Source organism: Devosia sp. CAU 1758, assembly GCF_054482695.1.
In genome coordinates this window covers 372,834-387,536 of sequence record NZ_JBTLRJ010000003.1, presented here as the reverse complement: position 1 = coordinate 387,536, position 14,703 = coordinate 372,834, and the positions used below count along the sequence as shown (strand labels likewise).

15 protein-coding genes are annotated in these 14,703 nt (G+C 62.3%); 8 read left to right on the top strand and 7 right to left on the bottom strand.

Going from position 1 to position 14,703, the window contains the following annotated elements:
- Positions 1-48: 48 nt before the first annotated feature.
- Positions 49-1,005, bottom strand: coding sequence for an NAD-dependent epimerase/dehydratase family protein (locus tag ACXYMS_RS11980; protein ID WP_458906562.1), 957 nt, complete (start codon positions 1,003-1,005; stop codon positions 49-51).
- Between the two features lie 91 nt (positions 1,006-1,096).
- Here ACXYMS_RS11980 and ACXYMS_RS11975 point away from each other — a divergent pair, with 91 nt between their 5' ends.
- Entirely contained in the window at positions 1,097-1,528 is a 432-nt protein-coding gene (locus ACXYMS_RS11975; protein WP_458906560.1) for a VOC family protein, read from the top strand.
- 7 nt (positions 1,529-1,535) lie between these two features.
- Here ACXYMS_RS11975 and ACXYMS_RS11970 read toward each other — a convergent pair whose 3' ends face one another.
- The 6 genes from ACXYMS_RS11970 to tpiA form a co-directional block, all read right to left on the bottom strand.
- Positions 1,536-2,990, bottom strand: coding sequence for a phospholipase D-like domain-containing protein (locus ACXYMS_RS11970; protein WP_458906559.1), 1,455 nt, complete (start codon positions 2,988-2,990; stop codon positions 1,536-1,538).
- A gap of 109 nt (positions 2,991-3,099) precedes the next feature.
- A complete protein-coding gene (locus tag ACXYMS_RS11965; protein WP_458906557.1) occupies positions 3,100-3,276 on the bottom strand; it encodes a DUF4169 family protein in 177 nt (58 codons plus the stop codon).
- A gap of 50 nt (positions 3,277-3,326) precedes the next feature.
- Positions 3,327-3,698, bottom strand: coding sequence for a GNAT family N-acetyltransferase (locus ACXYMS_RS11960; protein ID WP_458906555.1), 372 nt, complete (start codon positions 3,696-3,698; stop codon positions 3,327-3,329).
- A 109-nt stretch (positions 3,699-3,807) separates the two neighbouring features.
- Entirely contained in the window at positions 3,808-5,436 is a 1,629-nt protein-coding gene (locus ACXYMS_RS11955; protein ID WP_458906553.1) for a CTP synthase, read from the bottom strand.
- A gap of 112 nt (positions 5,437-5,548) precedes the next feature.
- Positions 5,549-6,049 carry a preprotein translocase subunit SecG gene (gene secG, locus ACXYMS_RS11950; RefSeq protein ID WP_458906551.1) on the bottom strand — a complete coding sequence of 167 codons (501 nt, stop codon included), beginning with the start codon at positions 6,047-6,049 and terminating at the stop codon, positions 5,549-5,551.
- Positions 6,050-6,192: 143 nt separating this feature from the next.
- Complete coding sequence (tpiA, locus tag ACXYMS_RS11945; RefSeq protein ID WP_458906549.1) at positions 6,193-6,948, bottom strand: triose-phosphate isomerase; 756 nt, start codon at positions 6,946-6,948, stop codon at positions 6,193-6,195.
- Between the two features lie 123 nt (positions 6,949-7,071).
- Here tpiA and ACXYMS_RS11940 point away from each other — a divergent pair, with 123 nt between their 5' ends.
- The 7 genes from ACXYMS_RS11940 (at position 7,072) to ACXYMS_RS11910 (ending at position 14,672) form a co-directional block, all read left to right on the top strand.
- Positions 7,072-8,946, top strand: coding sequence for a peptidylprolyl isomerase (locus tag ACXYMS_RS11940; protein ID WP_458906547.1), 1,875 nt, complete (start codon positions 7,072-7,074; stop codon positions 8,944-8,946).
- A 30-nt stretch (positions 8,947-8,976) separates the two neighbouring features.
- Entirely contained in the window at positions 8,977-10,485 is a 1,509-nt protein-coding gene (trpE, locus tag ACXYMS_RS11935) for an anthranilate synthase component I (RefSeq protein WP_458906545.1), read from the top strand.
- Between the two features lie 81 nt (positions 10,486-10,566).
- Positions 10,567-11,166 (top strand): anthranilate synthase component II, encoded by a 600-nt coding sequence (locus ACXYMS_RS11930; RefSeq protein ID WP_458906543.1) that lies wholly within the window; start codon positions 10,567-10,569, stop codon positions 11,164-11,166.
- The gene (gene trpD, locus ACXYMS_RS11925; protein WP_458906542.1) at positions 11,163-12,182 is read left to right on the top strand and encodes an anthranilate phosphoribosyltransferase; all 1,020 of its coding nucleotides are present in this window, start codon (positions 11,163-11,165) and stop codon (positions 12,180-12,182) included. Before ACXYMS_RS11930 ends, trpD begins: the two co-directional genes overlap by 4 nt.
- Positions 12,182-12,994: an indole-3-glycerol phosphate synthase TrpC gene (gene trpC, locus ACXYMS_RS11920; protein WP_458906540.1), complete on the top strand. Its 813-nt coding sequence runs from the start codon at positions 12,182-12,184 to the stop codon at positions 12,992-12,994. The genes trpD and trpC overlap by 1 nt, the downstream gene beginning before the upstream one ends.
- Positions 12,994-13,473 carry a cyclic pyranopterin monophosphate synthase MoaC gene (gene moaC / locus ACXYMS_RS11915; protein ID WP_458906538.1) on the top strand — a complete coding sequence of 160 codons (480 nt, stop codon included), beginning with the start codon at positions 12,994-12,996 and terminating at the stop codon, positions 13,471-13,473. Before trpC ends, moaC begins: the two co-directional genes overlap by 1 nt.
- Entirely contained in the window at positions 13,470-14,672 is a 1,203-nt protein-coding gene (locus tag ACXYMS_RS11910; protein ID WP_458906537.1) for a molybdopterin molybdotransferase MoeA, read from the top strand. Before moaC ends, ACXYMS_RS11910 begins: the two co-directional genes overlap by 4 nt.
- The last annotated feature ends 31 nt before the right edge of the window (positions 14,673-14,703 follow it).

Here is a 14,703-nt window from a genome sequence, read left to right as displayed (position 1 = left end):
GTGACAGTGAAAAGGGGGAACGTATAAAAAACGCGTCCGGCGCTGGTCCTAGATGGCCAGTTTCCCGTTGGCGACGAGCCAGGACACGGATTCCTGCACCGCCGCCAGCGAGGTATAGCGTGGCGCATAGCCAAGCAGGCGCCTGCCCTTTTCAATGCTGGCATTGGGACTGCGGATGATGTGCTCCCAGGTCGCCTGGGCGTTTTCCGGTGTCTGCATCGCCCGCCATTCTTCCCAGGGCTGGAAGCTCAGGGCAGGTTCCTTGCCGAACCAGCGATACATAGCCTCGGCATATCCGCGCAGCGTAACCGCGCCAGGCGAGACCGCGTGAAATGCTTCACCCTTGGCCGCGCTCCAGTTCTCCATGGCTCGCATCAGCAGCATGGCGATGTCGTCAGCATGGACATGATGCACGGTCTCCATGCCGATATTGGGCAGGGCCAACGGCTCCCCCCGCGCAATGGCCTCGAACGCCGCATTGTCAAAGTGGCCGGCCGGATTGAGCGGTGACCAGCCCTGCCCCACAATATGGCCCGGATGCAGGATGGTCACCGGCAAGCCGTCGCAACGCGCGAGACCGAGCAGATAATCCTCTATCGCAGCCTTTTGCACGCCATACTCGCCGAAGGGTCGCTTGGTCACGTCTTCTGGCGTTGGTACCACTTCAGAGAAGCCGTGGGTCCAGATTGTGCCGATATGCAGGAAATGCCGGACGTTCCCAATCAGTGCCTCGGCCAATTGCCGCGCGCTGTCGAGCGTGAAGCAGATATTGTCGACGACGATGTCGCCCCTCAGATCGGCAATGGCGCGGCCAAAATCGCCAGTGGCTTCCAGCGCGTCGCGATCGAGGGAGACACTCTCCACCCGGCTCCAGGCATTGTCAGCGACGTAAGGCTGAGATGTGCCACGCGAGACCGCGACCACCTCGTGGCCGGCGTGGACCAGCCGCGGTACCAGATAAGTTCCGATATGGCCGGTGGCTCCGATGACGATAATGCGCGACATAATTGTCCTGCTCCCATCTGGTCGGGACGTTCCGACTGTCCTAACATGTCAGTGCGAACTGTCCAGTTCGCATATTCCGGAGGACAGACAATTGACCAAACCCCTCGTCAAACAGGTGGCCCATACCTGCATTTTCGCCCGCGACCTCGACGCCGTCGAAACCTTCTATCGCGATGTGTTGGGCGTGGCGCCAAAGTTCGACTTCAAGCGCGGCGAGGATCGCATCGGCTTCTATCTGGATTTCGGCAACCGCACCTTTGTGGAAGTTTTCAAGAAGGGCGAAAGCCGCTTCGAGGAGAGCAACCAGATCAACCATATCTGCTTCGAGACCGACGACATCGACGGCTTCATGGCAAATGCGCGCGCCAAGGGCGTTGCCGTCACCGACAAGAAGCTTGGCGTCGATCACACCTGGCAATGCTGGCTGGCCGACCCGAGCGGCGTGAAGTTGGAAATTTTCCAGTACACACCCGAAAGCATGCAGTTCGGCCCGGATGGCGTGATCTGCCAGATCGACTGGTAGCGGGAATTCAGGTTCGGGCGAAGCGGTTGAGAAAACCGCGGGCCAGCCCCCGATGCGCGATGTTCTCGAACATTTCGTCCGCGCCTTCGGGATCGAGCACCTCGTTTTCGGCCAGCCATTGTTCGAGATCATTCAGTTCGGGCGGTTGATAGAGTCGTAGAGTTCGTCCCGCCTCGGGCGTTAGCGATTCAATCGTTTTGACCAGGGAGCCGGTCTTGGCAAGGCTGGCTCCCACTGCCTCAGGCGTGGTCACAAGGTGTTCGGCAATCAGGTCATTGCGGATCCAGGCGATACGCTCGTGCGTGGCCTCGTCTTCCTCGGACGCGACAAGCACGAGGTCGCATTCGGTGTCGAGCCGGAGAGAACGATTGTTAATGTTGGAGGAGCCCACTTTGAGAATAGCGTCGTCGGCTACCAAAACCTTGGCATGGGCGTAGATGGGCTGACCGGCTTCATCGAACGGATGGAACAGCCGAAACCGGTCATGGCGGTCCGCACGCTTCAGCCATGCGAAGAGCCGGGCACGTGCGGTATCCATGGCTATCGGTTCGAGCCAGCCTTGCGCGATTTCCGGGTTGATGACCACGATCTCGGGCCCATCGGCATCCGTCAAACGTTTGGCTAGTGCGGTCACGATAGCGCGCGAGGCGAAATATTGGCTCTCAATGTACAAAAATTTGCGTGCCGCAACGATTTGGTCGAGCCAAAGTCTCTCGACTTCAAGGACAGCCGGACGCTCATCCAGCTCCGGCGCTGACCGAGCAATACCCACCTGAACCTCCTCAAATTGCACGGGCAACTCATCGGGCCACAGTGGGGGCGTGCCCTCCAGTGGCACCATTTCGGGCTTGCCGGCCGCGAGGCTCCATCGTTCACGTACCAACCGTGCGACGCATTTGACGATTGGGCCCGAGGAGGCCGTGGTGACATCGTGCCATGGCTTGTAGCGGCGGCGCGTAAAGGGGCGCCGACGGCGTTCGTCATTATGGCGATGTTCACGGGTGTCCCAGCGATCTGCGGTCATATCGATGCCACCAACGAAAGCGAGCACGTCATCTACCAGCATCACCTTCTGATGATGCGAGGCGCCAAAAGGGTGAACACTGTCGAATTTAACGTGAATGCGGGGATGGAGAGCCCATTGTGCGAGCCGCAGAAGCGTGGTGCCTCGTTTGATCGATTTGACTATGCCGAAGTCCCACTGAAGGATGAATATTTCGAGCTCGGGAGATTGCTCGACGAGCCAGAGGATGAACCGACCCAATTCGGTGGGGGCGTCATCGTTTTCCGTTTCGTGCAACCCGATGCGAGTGTCAAAATCCCAGCCGACCAGCGCGATGCGGCGCCGGGCCCTCATCATGGCCGAGCGGGCGTGACGGAAATAGTCTTCGGCATCGACGATGACCGACAGGCGTTCTGCCGTATCGACGGCCATGCAATTGCGCTGGGGAACGAGTTTCAAGCCCGCCAATGGACGCTCCGGGTCCGGTTAGCACCGTCCGAACATAACGGAATTCCAGGCAAAAGTTTCCATACGCGCAACGCCTCCTCTATTTGGCAGGCGCCCTCTGTCAATGGTCGAGCTTGTGTCCGTCGACATGCTTCTCGGCCCGGGCCTTGTCAGCCTCGTCCTTGAGCTTCTCTGCCTTCGGGCGCCCGAATTTGGCGCGATTGGCTTCGGCCGTCGCTTCCTTTTCGGTGCGAGCCCTGGCCTTGCGGGCTTTGGAGAGAGAGAGGATTTCGGCCATGGAAAATCTCCAATGCGTCAGGGGGTGGCCCAATGGTAGCGCGTATATGTTCAAACTGCGCGATTGCCCGAAAGTCCAGCCGCTTCAATAGGGCAATACTGCGCGTGTTCCCGTGGGTGACGCCAGCAAAAAATAATGCTCGCTCCGCGCTCTTCGGCAGCGAAATCAACAACAGCCCGCACCGCTTCAGTCGCAACACCCCTTCCAGCATGGCAGGCTGCTAGCCAATAGCCGATGCCATATCGCGGTGGTTCCACGCCGAGGAGATCGACCCGGCCGGCAAGCTCTCCCCCGATATGGATACCGTACCGCCAATGGCGCTCTTGTTCCGAGGCCAACTCTGCAGCGATGTCTTCAAAGCTGGCGGTGCCCCGCTCAATACAGTCGCCATGAACGGTCAGGTGAGCCAGGTTCTCCTGCACCAGCCGAAAACCGACCCAGCATTGGTGGGTGTGAGCCGGCGTAGCGTTAGGTAGGGAATGGCGCTGGTCAGGACCGCCGGAGGCCCCGACGCCCCAAACGGCTCCTTGGTCACACCAACCGACTCTGATCCATCGCCGCAGCAATGAAACTTGTGAACAGCGGATGCGGCTCAAACGGCTTGGATTTTAGTTCCGGGTGGAACTGGACACCAATGAACCACGGGTGATCGGTGCGCTCGACGATCTCGGGCAACTTGCCGTCAGGTGAGACGCCGGAGAACAGCAGGCCATTGGCTTCAAGGCGCTTGCGATAGTCCATGTTCACTTCATAGCGGTGACGATGGCGCTCGGTGATGCGGGTGGAGCCGTATATATCGGCCACGCGGGAGCCGCGGGTGAGCTGGGCCGGATAGGCGCCCAGGCGCAGCGTGCCGCCCAGATCGCCTTCGGCAGAGCGGGCTTCCTTCTCGTTGCCCTTCACCCATTCAGTCATCATCCCCACGATCGGCTCCTTGGTGGGGCCGAACTCGGTGGAGGATGCAGCCTTGATGCCGGCAGTGTTCCGCGCGGCCTCGATACAGGCCATTTGCATGCCGAAGCAGATTCCGAAATAGGGCACATCCTTGATGCGGGCAAAGCGGGCCGCTTCGATCTTGCCGGCGGAACCGCGCTCGCCGAAGCCGCCCGGAACGAGGATACCGTGGACATGTTCGAGATAGGGCGCCGGATCATCGCGCTCGAAGACCTCGGAATCGATCCATTGCAGGTTGACCTTCACCTTGTTGGCGATGCCGCCATGGGTGAGGGCTTCCGAAAGCGACTTATAAGCATCCTTGAGGCCGGTATATTTGCCCACGATGGCGATGTTCACTTCGCCTTCGGGGTTGTGATAGCGGCGAGAGACCTCGTCCCAGGCCGACATGTCGGGCTCAGGTGCATCGGTGATGCCAAAGGAGGCGAGGATTTCGCGGTCGAGGCCTTCATTGTGATAGGCCACCGGCACGTCATAGATCGAGCCGACGTCGAGGCCCTGGATGACGGCGCTTTCGCGGACGTTACAGAAGAGGCTGAGCTTCTTTTTCTCACCGTCAGGGATGGGTCGATCGCAGCGCACCAGCAGTACGTCTGGCGCAATGCCGATGGAACGCAGTTCCTTGACCGAGTGCTGGGTCGGCTTGGTCTTCAACTCCCCGGCGGAGGGGATGTAGGGCATCAGCGTCAAGTGCAGATAGCAGGTGTCACCGCGCGGCAGGTCGTTACCGAGTTGGCGGATGGCCTCGAAAAACGGCAGACCCTCGATGTCACCGACCGTGCCGCCAATTTCGACGAGTACGAAATCGAAATCCTCATTGCCGTCCAGGACGAAGGCCTTGATGGCGTCGGTGACGTGGGGAATGACCTGTACGGTCGCGCCGAGAAATTCGCCCTTGCGCTCCTTGGCCAGGAGGTCCGAATAGATGCGGCCCGAGGTGACATTATCACGCTTGTTCGCGGCCCGGCCGGTGAAGCGTTCATAATGTCCCAGGTCGAGGTCCGTTTCGGCACCGTCGTCGGTGACGAACACCTCGCCATGCTGGGTCGGCGACATCGTGCCGGGATCAATATTGAGATAGGGGTCGAGCTTGCGGAGGCGCACCTTGTAGCCGCGCGCCTGCAGCACAGCGCCAAGCGCCGCTGAAGCCAAACCTTTGCCAAGGGAGGAGACCACGCCTCCGGTGATGAATACGTACCGAGCCATGGGCGATCACCATAAGCACATCAGGAATGATTCGCAGAGACGCAAGCGCGCTCTACACAAAAAGAAGAAGGGGATGTCGCCATCCCCTTTTTCAGGCACGCCTTGCGGCGGATCAGTTGCCCGCCGGTGCGGCGGGGTTTTCCTTGGGCGTTGCCGCCGCGTCGGAATTATCGGCAGGCGCCTCGGGAACCGGAAGGTCACCGCTTGTCGTGGTGGTTTCAGCGGCGGGCGCCTCGGGTTCGGTGGCCGGAGCCTGGGGGTCCACCGGCAGCGGCAAGTCGGACGTATCGTCACCCTGAAGAGCGTTCAGCGCGTCCAGAACCGTGGTGGGCTCGGCGCCGTCTTCTACCGACGTGGCGCTGTCCAGGATGCTCGACGTTCCGCGATCAATCTCATTGAGAACGGTGAGGCCAATGGCCGAGGCAAAGAACAGGACAGCCAGGATCGCCGTGGTCCGGGTCAGCAGGTTTGCCGAACCACGGGCGGTCATCATCCCGCCACCACCGCCGCCGCCACCAATGCCCAGTGCGCCCCCTTCGGAGCGCTGGATCAGGATGACGACAATCAGCGCCAGCACGATCAGCAGATAGGCGACGAGCAATACGTTGGCCATGAATCTCTTGTCTTCGCGTCAGTCCGGGCGTGCCAAATGGCCTCGCCCGGTTTGGAAAGGATGGGGGGTCATACACCCCTCGAATGGCAAATGCCAGCCGCCTGCGACGCTTTTTCGCCGCAAGCGGGCCGAGCCGATTGCCTCTAGACGGCGGAGATAATCGTATAGAAGTCCTTTGCCAAGAGGCTTGCGCCCCCGACCAGGCCGCCATTGACGTTGGCGACGCCCAAAATCTCGCGGGCATTATGGGGTTTCAGGGACCCTCCATAGAGAATGCGGATGCTTTCGCCCTTGGAGAGGCCGAACCGATCGACAAGACGGGCCCGGATGGCATCGTGCATTTGGCCGATTTCTTCCAGCAGCGGTGTGCGGCCCGTGCCGATGGCCCATACCGGCTCATAGGCGACGACGACCTCATGGTGCTCGGCGGCATCGGGAATCGAGGCGGCGAGTTGGGTCGACACAATTGATTCTGCGTCGCCAGCATCGCGCTGGGTCTTGGTTTCCCCCACGCAGATAATGGGTTTGAGGCCCGAGCCGATGGCAGCTTCGGCTTTGGCGCGTACCGTTTCGCTGGTTTCGCCATGATCGCTCCGACGCTCGGAGTGTCCGACAATGACATATTGGGCGCCGGCATCGGCCAGCATCGAGGCAGAGATATCGCCAGTGTGAGCGCCCGATGGCTCGGCATGACAGTCCTGACCACCGGCAATGATGCCGCTGGAGGCGCCTTGAGCTGCCACGGCGGCCAGCAAAGTTGCGGGCGGACAGACCACAACAAGGGCGCGCGGCGCCTCCCCGGTGGTCAGCAGGCGCGCCAGTTCACTCAGCTCATCAAGGGAATGGGTGAGCCCGTTCATCTTCCAGTTTCCTGCGATCAGCGGTGAGATGGTCGTCACTCTTGCTACTCCTGCCTCTTGCGCCGGAGAGGGGTTTGCCCTAACCCCGGCTGTCGTAATTGTCTTACTAGTCCGCCCCAGCCGCTAAGGTAAAGGCTCGGGCCCGAAACTGGAACGCTTTAGATGCTCGATGGTTTGCGTGATTTTGCAAAATCCTGGCCGGGAAAGATTTTTGGAGCGTTCCTGCTGGTTGGTGTCGCCGGCTTCGGCATCAACAATGTGATCGTCGATCTGGGCAGCAATACGCTCGCCCGCGTCGGTGACGAGGAAATCAATTCGCGTGAATTCCTGCGCGCCTATCAGAACCAGGCCAATGCCGTCGCCCAGCAACTGGGCTCCGTGCCGACCGCCGGTCAGGCTGAAGCTATGGGCATCCCCACGGCCGTGTTGCTCGGACTGTCGGAGGGCGCCGCCCTCGATACGCTGGCGAGCCGGTTCGGACTGGGCGTCTCGGAGGCCAAGCTCGCTCAGTTGCTGCGTGAGGACCCGTCTTTCCATGGCACGCTGGGCACGTTCGACCCGGCCCTGTTTACCCAGACCCTGCAGAGCGCCGGCTGGACCGAGGCGGAATATTTCGAGGTCCGCAGCGATGAAGCCCGCCGGGACCAGTTGACCAATGCGCTGCTGGCTAATGCCGGCATGCCTGATGTCGCTGCGACCCTCATCAACAATTACGCCAGCGCGACCCGTACCATCGACTATATCACGCTGAGCGAAACCAGTATCGAGACGCCGGCCGCGCCGACCGAAAGCGAGCTGGCGGCCTATCTCGCCGAGCACCAGAACGAGTTCCGCACCGTTGAGACCCGCACGGTCAAATTGCTCGACCTGTCTATGGCATCGCTGGCCGCGACCAAGGACATTTCGGAAGAGGCCGTCGTAGCCGAGTATGAAGCCACCCGCGCCTCGCTGACGACGCCCGAGCGCCGGACCATCGAGCAGGTTCCGCTCTCCACGCCCGAACTGGTTGCCCGGTTTGAAGCCGGCCTCGCCGCCGGAACCGATTTCGGCACGCTGATTGCCGAAGCCGGGCTCACGCCTGCCAGCCTTGGCACCCTGGCGCAGCCGGAAATCACCGATGCGCGCCTCGCCGCTGCAGCCTTCAGCCTGCCCGAGGATGGCTTTGCCATTATCGAAGGCATTGGCGGCCAGCGCGCGGTGCATGTGGTCGAGATCGAGGCCGCGCGTGAGCCAACCCTTGAGGAAGCGCGCGCCGACATTGTCGAGCGCCTGTCCCTGGCCGAGGCCCGCACCGAGATCAACGATGTCCTCGACCAGATCGAGGAATTGCGCGCGGCCTTCCAGCCGATCGACCAGATTGCCGATCGCTTCGGCCTGCCGGTCTATGAGGCCGATGTCACCTCCTCGGGCACCGAATTGTCTGTCCTGCCCAATCTTGCGCCAGCAGATTACGCCCGCGTATCGCAGGCCATTTTCGCGGCGGAGCAGGATCGTCTGGTCCCTTCTATCCCGCTCTCGGGCAATGCCCATCTCTGGTTCGACCTGGAAGACATCTCGCCGGCCCGCGACCAGACGCTGGATGAGGTCCGGTCCGAGGTCGAGGCGGCTATGACTCAGGAGCGCACCAACAATGCCTTGCTCGCCAGGAGCGAGGAAATCGTGGCGCGCCTCGAAGCAGGAGAGGCTCTGGCCGATATCGGTTTTGAGCTCAGCGCCTTCCCGCAATTGAGCGCGCCCTTCTCCCGCTTTGGTTCGGAAGACGGATTAATTGACAGCACGATGGCCTCCGCCGCCTTTGTCGGCGGCCCAAACCATGTCGGCTCCGTGGTCAACGAAAGCGGCGAGGTCGTGGTGTTCCAGGTCGTGGACACCGCCGAGCCGTCTGCCCCCCTCGAGGCCCAGGCGATTGACGCACTCGATGCCGAATATCGCGCAGGCCTCAGCTCCGAATTCGTCGCCGCCGTGCGCGATGATGCGGGCTTGAGGATCAACCAGCAGGCTCTCAATCAGCTGCTGGTACAGAATTACGGCCAGTAACGGCGTAACCACCAACGGAACCAGACCAAAATGGGCGACGACTATTCCAAGACCTTTGCCGCGCAATACGATGCCGGAAAGTCTGGACTCGTCTGGCGTCGCATCGTCGCGGATCTGGAAACTCCGATTGGCACCTATCTCAAGCTGGCCGCAGACCGGACCCATTCGTTCCTGCTTGAAAGCGTGCAGGATGGCACCACGCGTGGCCGCTATTCCATCATCGGGCTGCTGCCGGACCTGATCCTCAAGGTCGAGGACGGCACGGCCTCGATCAATCGCAGCGCCCAGACGGCTCCGGATGCCTTCGAGCCGATGGCCGACCTGCCGCTCGATGCGCTGCGCAAGCTGGTGGCCGAAAGCCAGATCGAGATGCCGGCGGGCCTGCCGCCGCAATCGGCGGGGATCTATGGCTATCTCGGCTACGAGATGGTCCGCTACATGGAAGTGCTGCCCAACGGCAATCCTGACGATCTCAAGACGCCCGAGGCTGTGCTGATGCGGCCCTCGCTGCTGGCGATCTTCGATACGGTCAAGGACGAGCTTTATTTCACCGCACCGGCCTATGTCCGCAGCGGCGTCAGTGCGGCTCAGGCACTGGCCGCGGCCGAAAGCCGGATCGATGACGCCATCGCCCGGTTGTCACGGTCGCTGCCCACGAGTCCTGCCCTGCCCGATCTCGATGCCATTGCAGTCACCAGCAATACCTCGCGGGACGCATATTTCGCCATGGTCGCTCGGGCCAAGGACTACATCACCGCCGGCGACATTTTCCAGGTGGTACTGAGCCAGCGCTTTTCGGCCGATTTTACCCTGCCCCCGACGGCTCTCTACCGGGCATTGCGGCGCACCAATCCCAGCCCGTACATGTATTTCCTCGATTTTGGCAGCTTTGCCGTGGCGGGATCGAGCCCGGAAATCCTGGTGCGGGTGCAGGATGGCGAAGTCACCATTCGTCCCATTGCCGGCACCCGCAAGCGCGGATCCACCCCGACCCGGGACCAGGAACTGGCGGCAGAACTGCTCAGTGACCCCAAGGAACTTTCCGAGCATCTGATGCTGCTCGACCTGGGGCGCAATGATGTTGGCCGGGTGGCCAAGACCGGCACGGTGAAGGTCACCGACAAGTTCTTCCTCGAATATTATTCCCACGTCATGCACATCGTTTCCAATGTGGTGGGCGTGCTCGACCCGCTATATGACTTTGTTGATGCCCTCTCGGCCGGTTTCCCGGCTGGCACGGTTTCGGGTGCGCCAAAGGTGCGAGCCATGGAGATCATCGACGAGTTGGAAACCTCGCGACGCGGCATCTATGGCGGTTGCGTAGGCTATTTCGGCGCCGATGGGACGATGGACACCTGCATCGTGCTGCGCACCGGTATCGTCAAGGATGGCAAGCTCCATGTGCAGGCCGGAGCCGGCATCGTTGCCGACAGCCAGCCCGAACTCGAGCAGATGGAATGCGAGAACAAGGCTCGCGCCCTTTTCAGCGCCGCCGAGGAAGCGCTACGCTATGCCGGCGAGGCGGGAGTGGGGCAGTGATGGGCTTGATGAACATGATTTTGCGATGGCGCGGCTGGTTCTGAAACCCACCGTACAGAACCGCTCCATGAGGACAGGCCAATGACCAAGACCCTCGTCATCGATAATTATGACAGCTTTACCTACAATCTCGTCCATTTTCTGGGTGAGCTTGGCGCCGATATCAGCGTCAGGCGTAACGACAAGGTTACACTTGAAGAGATTGCCGCCATGGCGCCGGAGGCCATCGTGCTCTCGCCCGGTCCGTGTACCCCCAATGAGGCCGGCATCTGCCTTGCGGTGATCGACCGGTTCAAGTCCACAATTCCCATGCTGGGCGTCTGCCTTGGCCACCAGGCCATGGGTCAGGCGCTGGGTGGCGATGTCATTCGGGCGCCGAGCCTGTTCCACGGCAAGACCAGCACGATCAACCACAATGGCAAGGGCCTGTTCCGCGGCCTCAATGCAGGCTTTGAGGCGACGCGCTACCATTCGCTGATCGTTCAGCGCGATACCCTGCCGGATGATCTGGAAATTACCGCCACCACCGATGACGGGCTCATCATGGGCATGCAGCACCGATCGCTCCCCATCCATGGCGTGCAGTTCCATCCAGAAAGCATTGCCAGCGAGAACGGGCACGCCCTCTTGCAGAACTTTCTCAACATTGCCCGCGATTTCAACGGACGGAAGGCAGCGTGATGGACATCAAGCAGGCCCTCAACAAGATCGCTGACGGCAAGGACCTCACGGGCGAGGAAATGCGCGCGGTCATGCGCGTCATCATGGCCGGCGAAGCGACCCCGGCCCAGATCGGCGCCTTCCTCATGGGTATGCGCATCAAGGGCGAGACCGTGGGTGAGATCGCCGCTGCCGTCTCCATCTTGCGCGAGCAGATGGTGCCGGTCCCGGCGCCCGAAAATGCCATTGATATCGTTGGCACCGGCGGCGATGGCCTGGGCAGCCTCAATATCTCGACGGCCACCGCCCTTGTGGTCGCGGCAGCCGGTGTGCCGGTCGCCAAGCACGGCAACAAGGCGCTGTCCTCCCAGTCCGGCTCCTCCCAGGCGCTCGAAGCTCTGGGGGTCAAGCTGGATCTGACGCCCGAGCAGATCGGCAGGACCATTGCCGAGGCCGGGATCGGCTTCATGTTCGCCCCCAATCATCACCCGGCCATGCGCCATGTGGGCCCGGCGCGCGCCGAGATGGGCGTGCGGACGCTGTTCAACCTCCTGGGTCCCCAATCCAACCCTGCAGGGGTGCGGCGCTACCTGCTTGGCGTCTATTCGCAGCAATGGGTGGAGCCGGTAGCCGCCGCGCTTCTCGCCAATCGGGCCATCAAGGCCTGGGTGGTGCATTCGAGCGAGGGGCTGGACGAATTGTCGACCTCCGGACCCAATTTCGTGGCGCAGATCGCCAATGGGGACCTGCGGAGTTTCGAAATTCACCCCGACAAGGTCGGCCTCAACCTCACCGACCCCAAGGACCTGCGGGGCGGCGAACCGGCAGAAAACGCGGCAGCCATCGTTGCCCTGTTCGATGGCGCGCCCGGCGCCTATCGCGACACGGTGCTGCTCAATGCCGGGGCGGCCCTGCTGGTCGCCGACAAGGTCTCCACCATCGAGGACGGCATTGCGCTGGCCCGTGACACCCTTGACAACGGCAAGGCGAAAGAGACCCTTGCGCGCCTTGTCGCCGTATCGAACGGACAAGCCTGATGAGCGACATTCTCCAGCAGATCGAAGCCTATAAGCGCGAAGAAATCGCGGCCGCGAAATCCATGCGACCCTGGGCCGAAGTGGTGGCCGGGGCCCATGACCAGCCGCCGCCACGCGGCTTCGTCAAGGCCATCAAGGACAAGCGGGCGCGGGGCGACTATGCCCTGATTGCCGAGGTGAAGAAGGCCAGTCCCTCCAAGGGCCTGATCCGTGCCGATTTCAACCCCGCCGAGATTGCCCGCGCCTATGAAATGGCGGGCGCTGCCTGCCTTTCGGTGCTCACCGACCGGCCGAGCTTCCAGGGCTCGCCCAGCTATCTGATCGAGGCCCGCGCCGCGACGCGACTGCCGGCCCTGCGCAAGGATTTCCTGTTCGAAACCTATCAGGTGGCCGAGGCCCGATCCTGGGGCGCGGACTGCATTCTCATCATCCTGGCCGCGGTCGGGGACGATGTGGCGCGCTATCTGCTCGATGCCGCCGAGGAATGGCACATGGATGCGCTGGTGGAAGTGCATGACCAGCTCGAACTGGACCGCGCCCTGGCGCTCGACGCCAAGTTCATCGGCGTCAACAACCGCAACCTGCGCACCTTCGAAACGACGCTCGAAACCACGGTGAACCTGGCCGCTGGCGTGCCGGACGATGTGCTGCTGGTCAGCGAAAGCGGCATCGTCACCCATGAGCATGTCCGCATGCTCGACGAGCGGTGCAATGTCGGCACTTTCCTTGTCGGGGAAAGCCTGATGCGGCAGGACGATGTGGTTGCTGCCACCCGCACCCTGTTGGTGGGTCATGCGGAAACGGTGCGCTGATGGCCGGGGGCCTCACCCATCTCAACGAGCGGGGCGAGGCCCATATCGTTGATATCGGTGACAAACCGGTTACGCGACGGCGTGCCGTGGCGCGGGCGCGACTGAGTGGCGAGGCTGCCACCATGGCAACGATCCTGGGCGGCGGTCTCAAGAAGGGCGACGCCCTTGCCGTGGCGCGCATTGCCGGCATCATGGCGGCCAAGAAGACGTCGGAGCTCATTCCGCTTTGTCACCCGATCCCGCTGTCCAAGGTCAGCGTCGAGATCAATGCCGATGGCAAGCATGCCATTATCATTTTGGCGACCGCCGAGACCACCGGCCAGACCGGGGTGGAAATGGAAGCCCTGGTCGCTGCCTCCACCGCGGCACTGACGCTCTATGACATGGCCAAGGCCATCGACCGCGCCATGGTCATTTCCGACATCTGCCTCATTGAAAAATCCGGCGGCAAGTCGGGCGATTTCGTTCGGACGCCATGAGCCTGCTTCCGGTCGACGACGCGCTGAAGGCAATTCTCGCGCATGTGCCGCCGGTTGTGCGCGAAAATGTGCCGCTGGCAGAAGCATCTGGCCGTGTGCTGGCTGAACCGCTGAAGGCCCGCCATGATCAGCCGCCCTTTGATGCCAGCGCCATGGATGGCTATGCGATGCGCGCTGCCGATGCCGCCGAGGGCGCGTTCCTCGACCTTGTCGGCACCTCACAGGCTGGCGCCGGCTTTGGCGGGTCGGTTGGTCCGGGCCAGGCCGTCCGCATCTTTACCGGGGCGCCGGTCCCGGCTGGGGCAGACACGGTCATCATGCAGGAAGAGGCCGTGCGCGAGGGCGACCGGGTGCGGTTCACCGCCCCTGCCCGGCCAGGCCACAGCATCCGCTCCAAAGGCAACGACTTTTCAACTGGCCAGGTGCTGGTGGCGGCCGGAACGCGGCTGACGCCGATGCAGATTGCGGTGGCGGCGGCGGCCAATGCGGCGAGCCTGTCTGTCGCGTGCCGCCCGCATCTGCACCTGATGGCCACCGGCGACGAACTGGTCTTGCCCGGCACGCCGCTTGGCCCGGACCAGATCGTGGCCTCCAACAGTTTCGGGCTGGGCGCCATGCTCGCCCCATATGCCCAGACCATCACCGACCATGGCATTGTCCGCGACGACGCAGCGACGCTCCGCGCCAAGGTTGCCGCCAGTCTTGCCGCCGAGCCCGACTTCCTCATCACCACGGGCGGCGCCTCGGTGGGAGAGCATGATCTGGTCCAGGACGTACTGAGGGAACTCGGCGTTACCCTCGATTTCTGGCGCATCAACATGCGGCCGGGAAAGCCACTGATGTTTGGCACGTGCGGCCGGACCCTTGTCTTTGGCCTGCCGGGCAATCCCGTGTCGGCCATGGTTACGGCCATGGTTTTCCTCAAGCCGGCCCTGCGGGCCTGGCTTGGCCTCGCCGAACCTCCGGCCTGGCGGCTGCCCCTGGCCGCGCCGACATCGCCCAACAGTGCCCGCCGCCACTTCATGCGGGCTCGCCTCGTGCAAACAGACGCCGGCCCCATGCTACAGCCCGTCTCGCAGACGGACAGTGGTCATACCTCGTCTCTGGCCGGCTCCGACTTCCTCATCGTGCAGCCTGAGCATGATCCGGGTCAGCCGGTCGGGACCATCGTTGAGGCTGTGCCCCTGAATGCCTTCTGAGGCGTTCATCTTGTTGCTTTTCGTTCATGAC

Coding starts and splice junctions, on each gene's coding strand:
- secG (WP_458906551.1), bottom strand. CDS start 6,049: ATGGCCAACGTATTGCTCGTCGCCTATCTGCTGATCGTGCTGGCGCTG.
- ACXYMS_RS11955 (WP_458906553.1), bottom strand. CDS start 5,436: ATGGCTCGGTACGTATTCATCACCGGAGGCGTGGTCTCCTCCCTTGGC.
- ACXYMS_RS11910 (WP_458906537.1), top strand. CDS start 13,470: ATGAGCCTGCTTCCGGTCGACGACGCGCTGAAGGCAATTCTCGCGCAT.
- trpC (WP_458906540.1), top strand. CDS start 12,182: ATGAGCGACATTCTCCAGCAGATCGAAGCCTATAAGCGCGAAGAAATC.
- ACXYMS_RS11940 (WP_458906547.1), top strand. CDS start 7,072: ATGCTCGATGGTTTGCGTGATTTTGCAAAATCCTGGCCGGGAAAGATT.
- ACXYMS_RS11965 (WP_458906557.1), bottom strand. CDS start 3,276: ATGGCCGAAATCCTCTCTCTCTCCAAAGCCCGCAAGGCCAGGGCTCGC.
- moaC (WP_458906538.1), top strand. CDS start 12,994: ATGGCCGGGGGCCTCACCCATCTCAACGAGCGGGGCGAGGCCCATATC.
- ACXYMS_RS11930 (WP_458906543.1), top strand. CDS start 10,567: ATGACCAAGACCCTCGTCATCGATAATTATGACAGCTTTACCTACAAT.
- trpE (WP_458906545.1), top strand. CDS start 8,977: ATGGGCGACGACTATTCCAAGACCTTTGCCGCGCAATACGATGCCGGA.
- ACXYMS_RS11980 (WP_458906562.1), bottom strand. CDS start 1,005: ATGTCGCGCATTATCGTCATCGGAGCCACCGGCCATATCGGAACTTAT.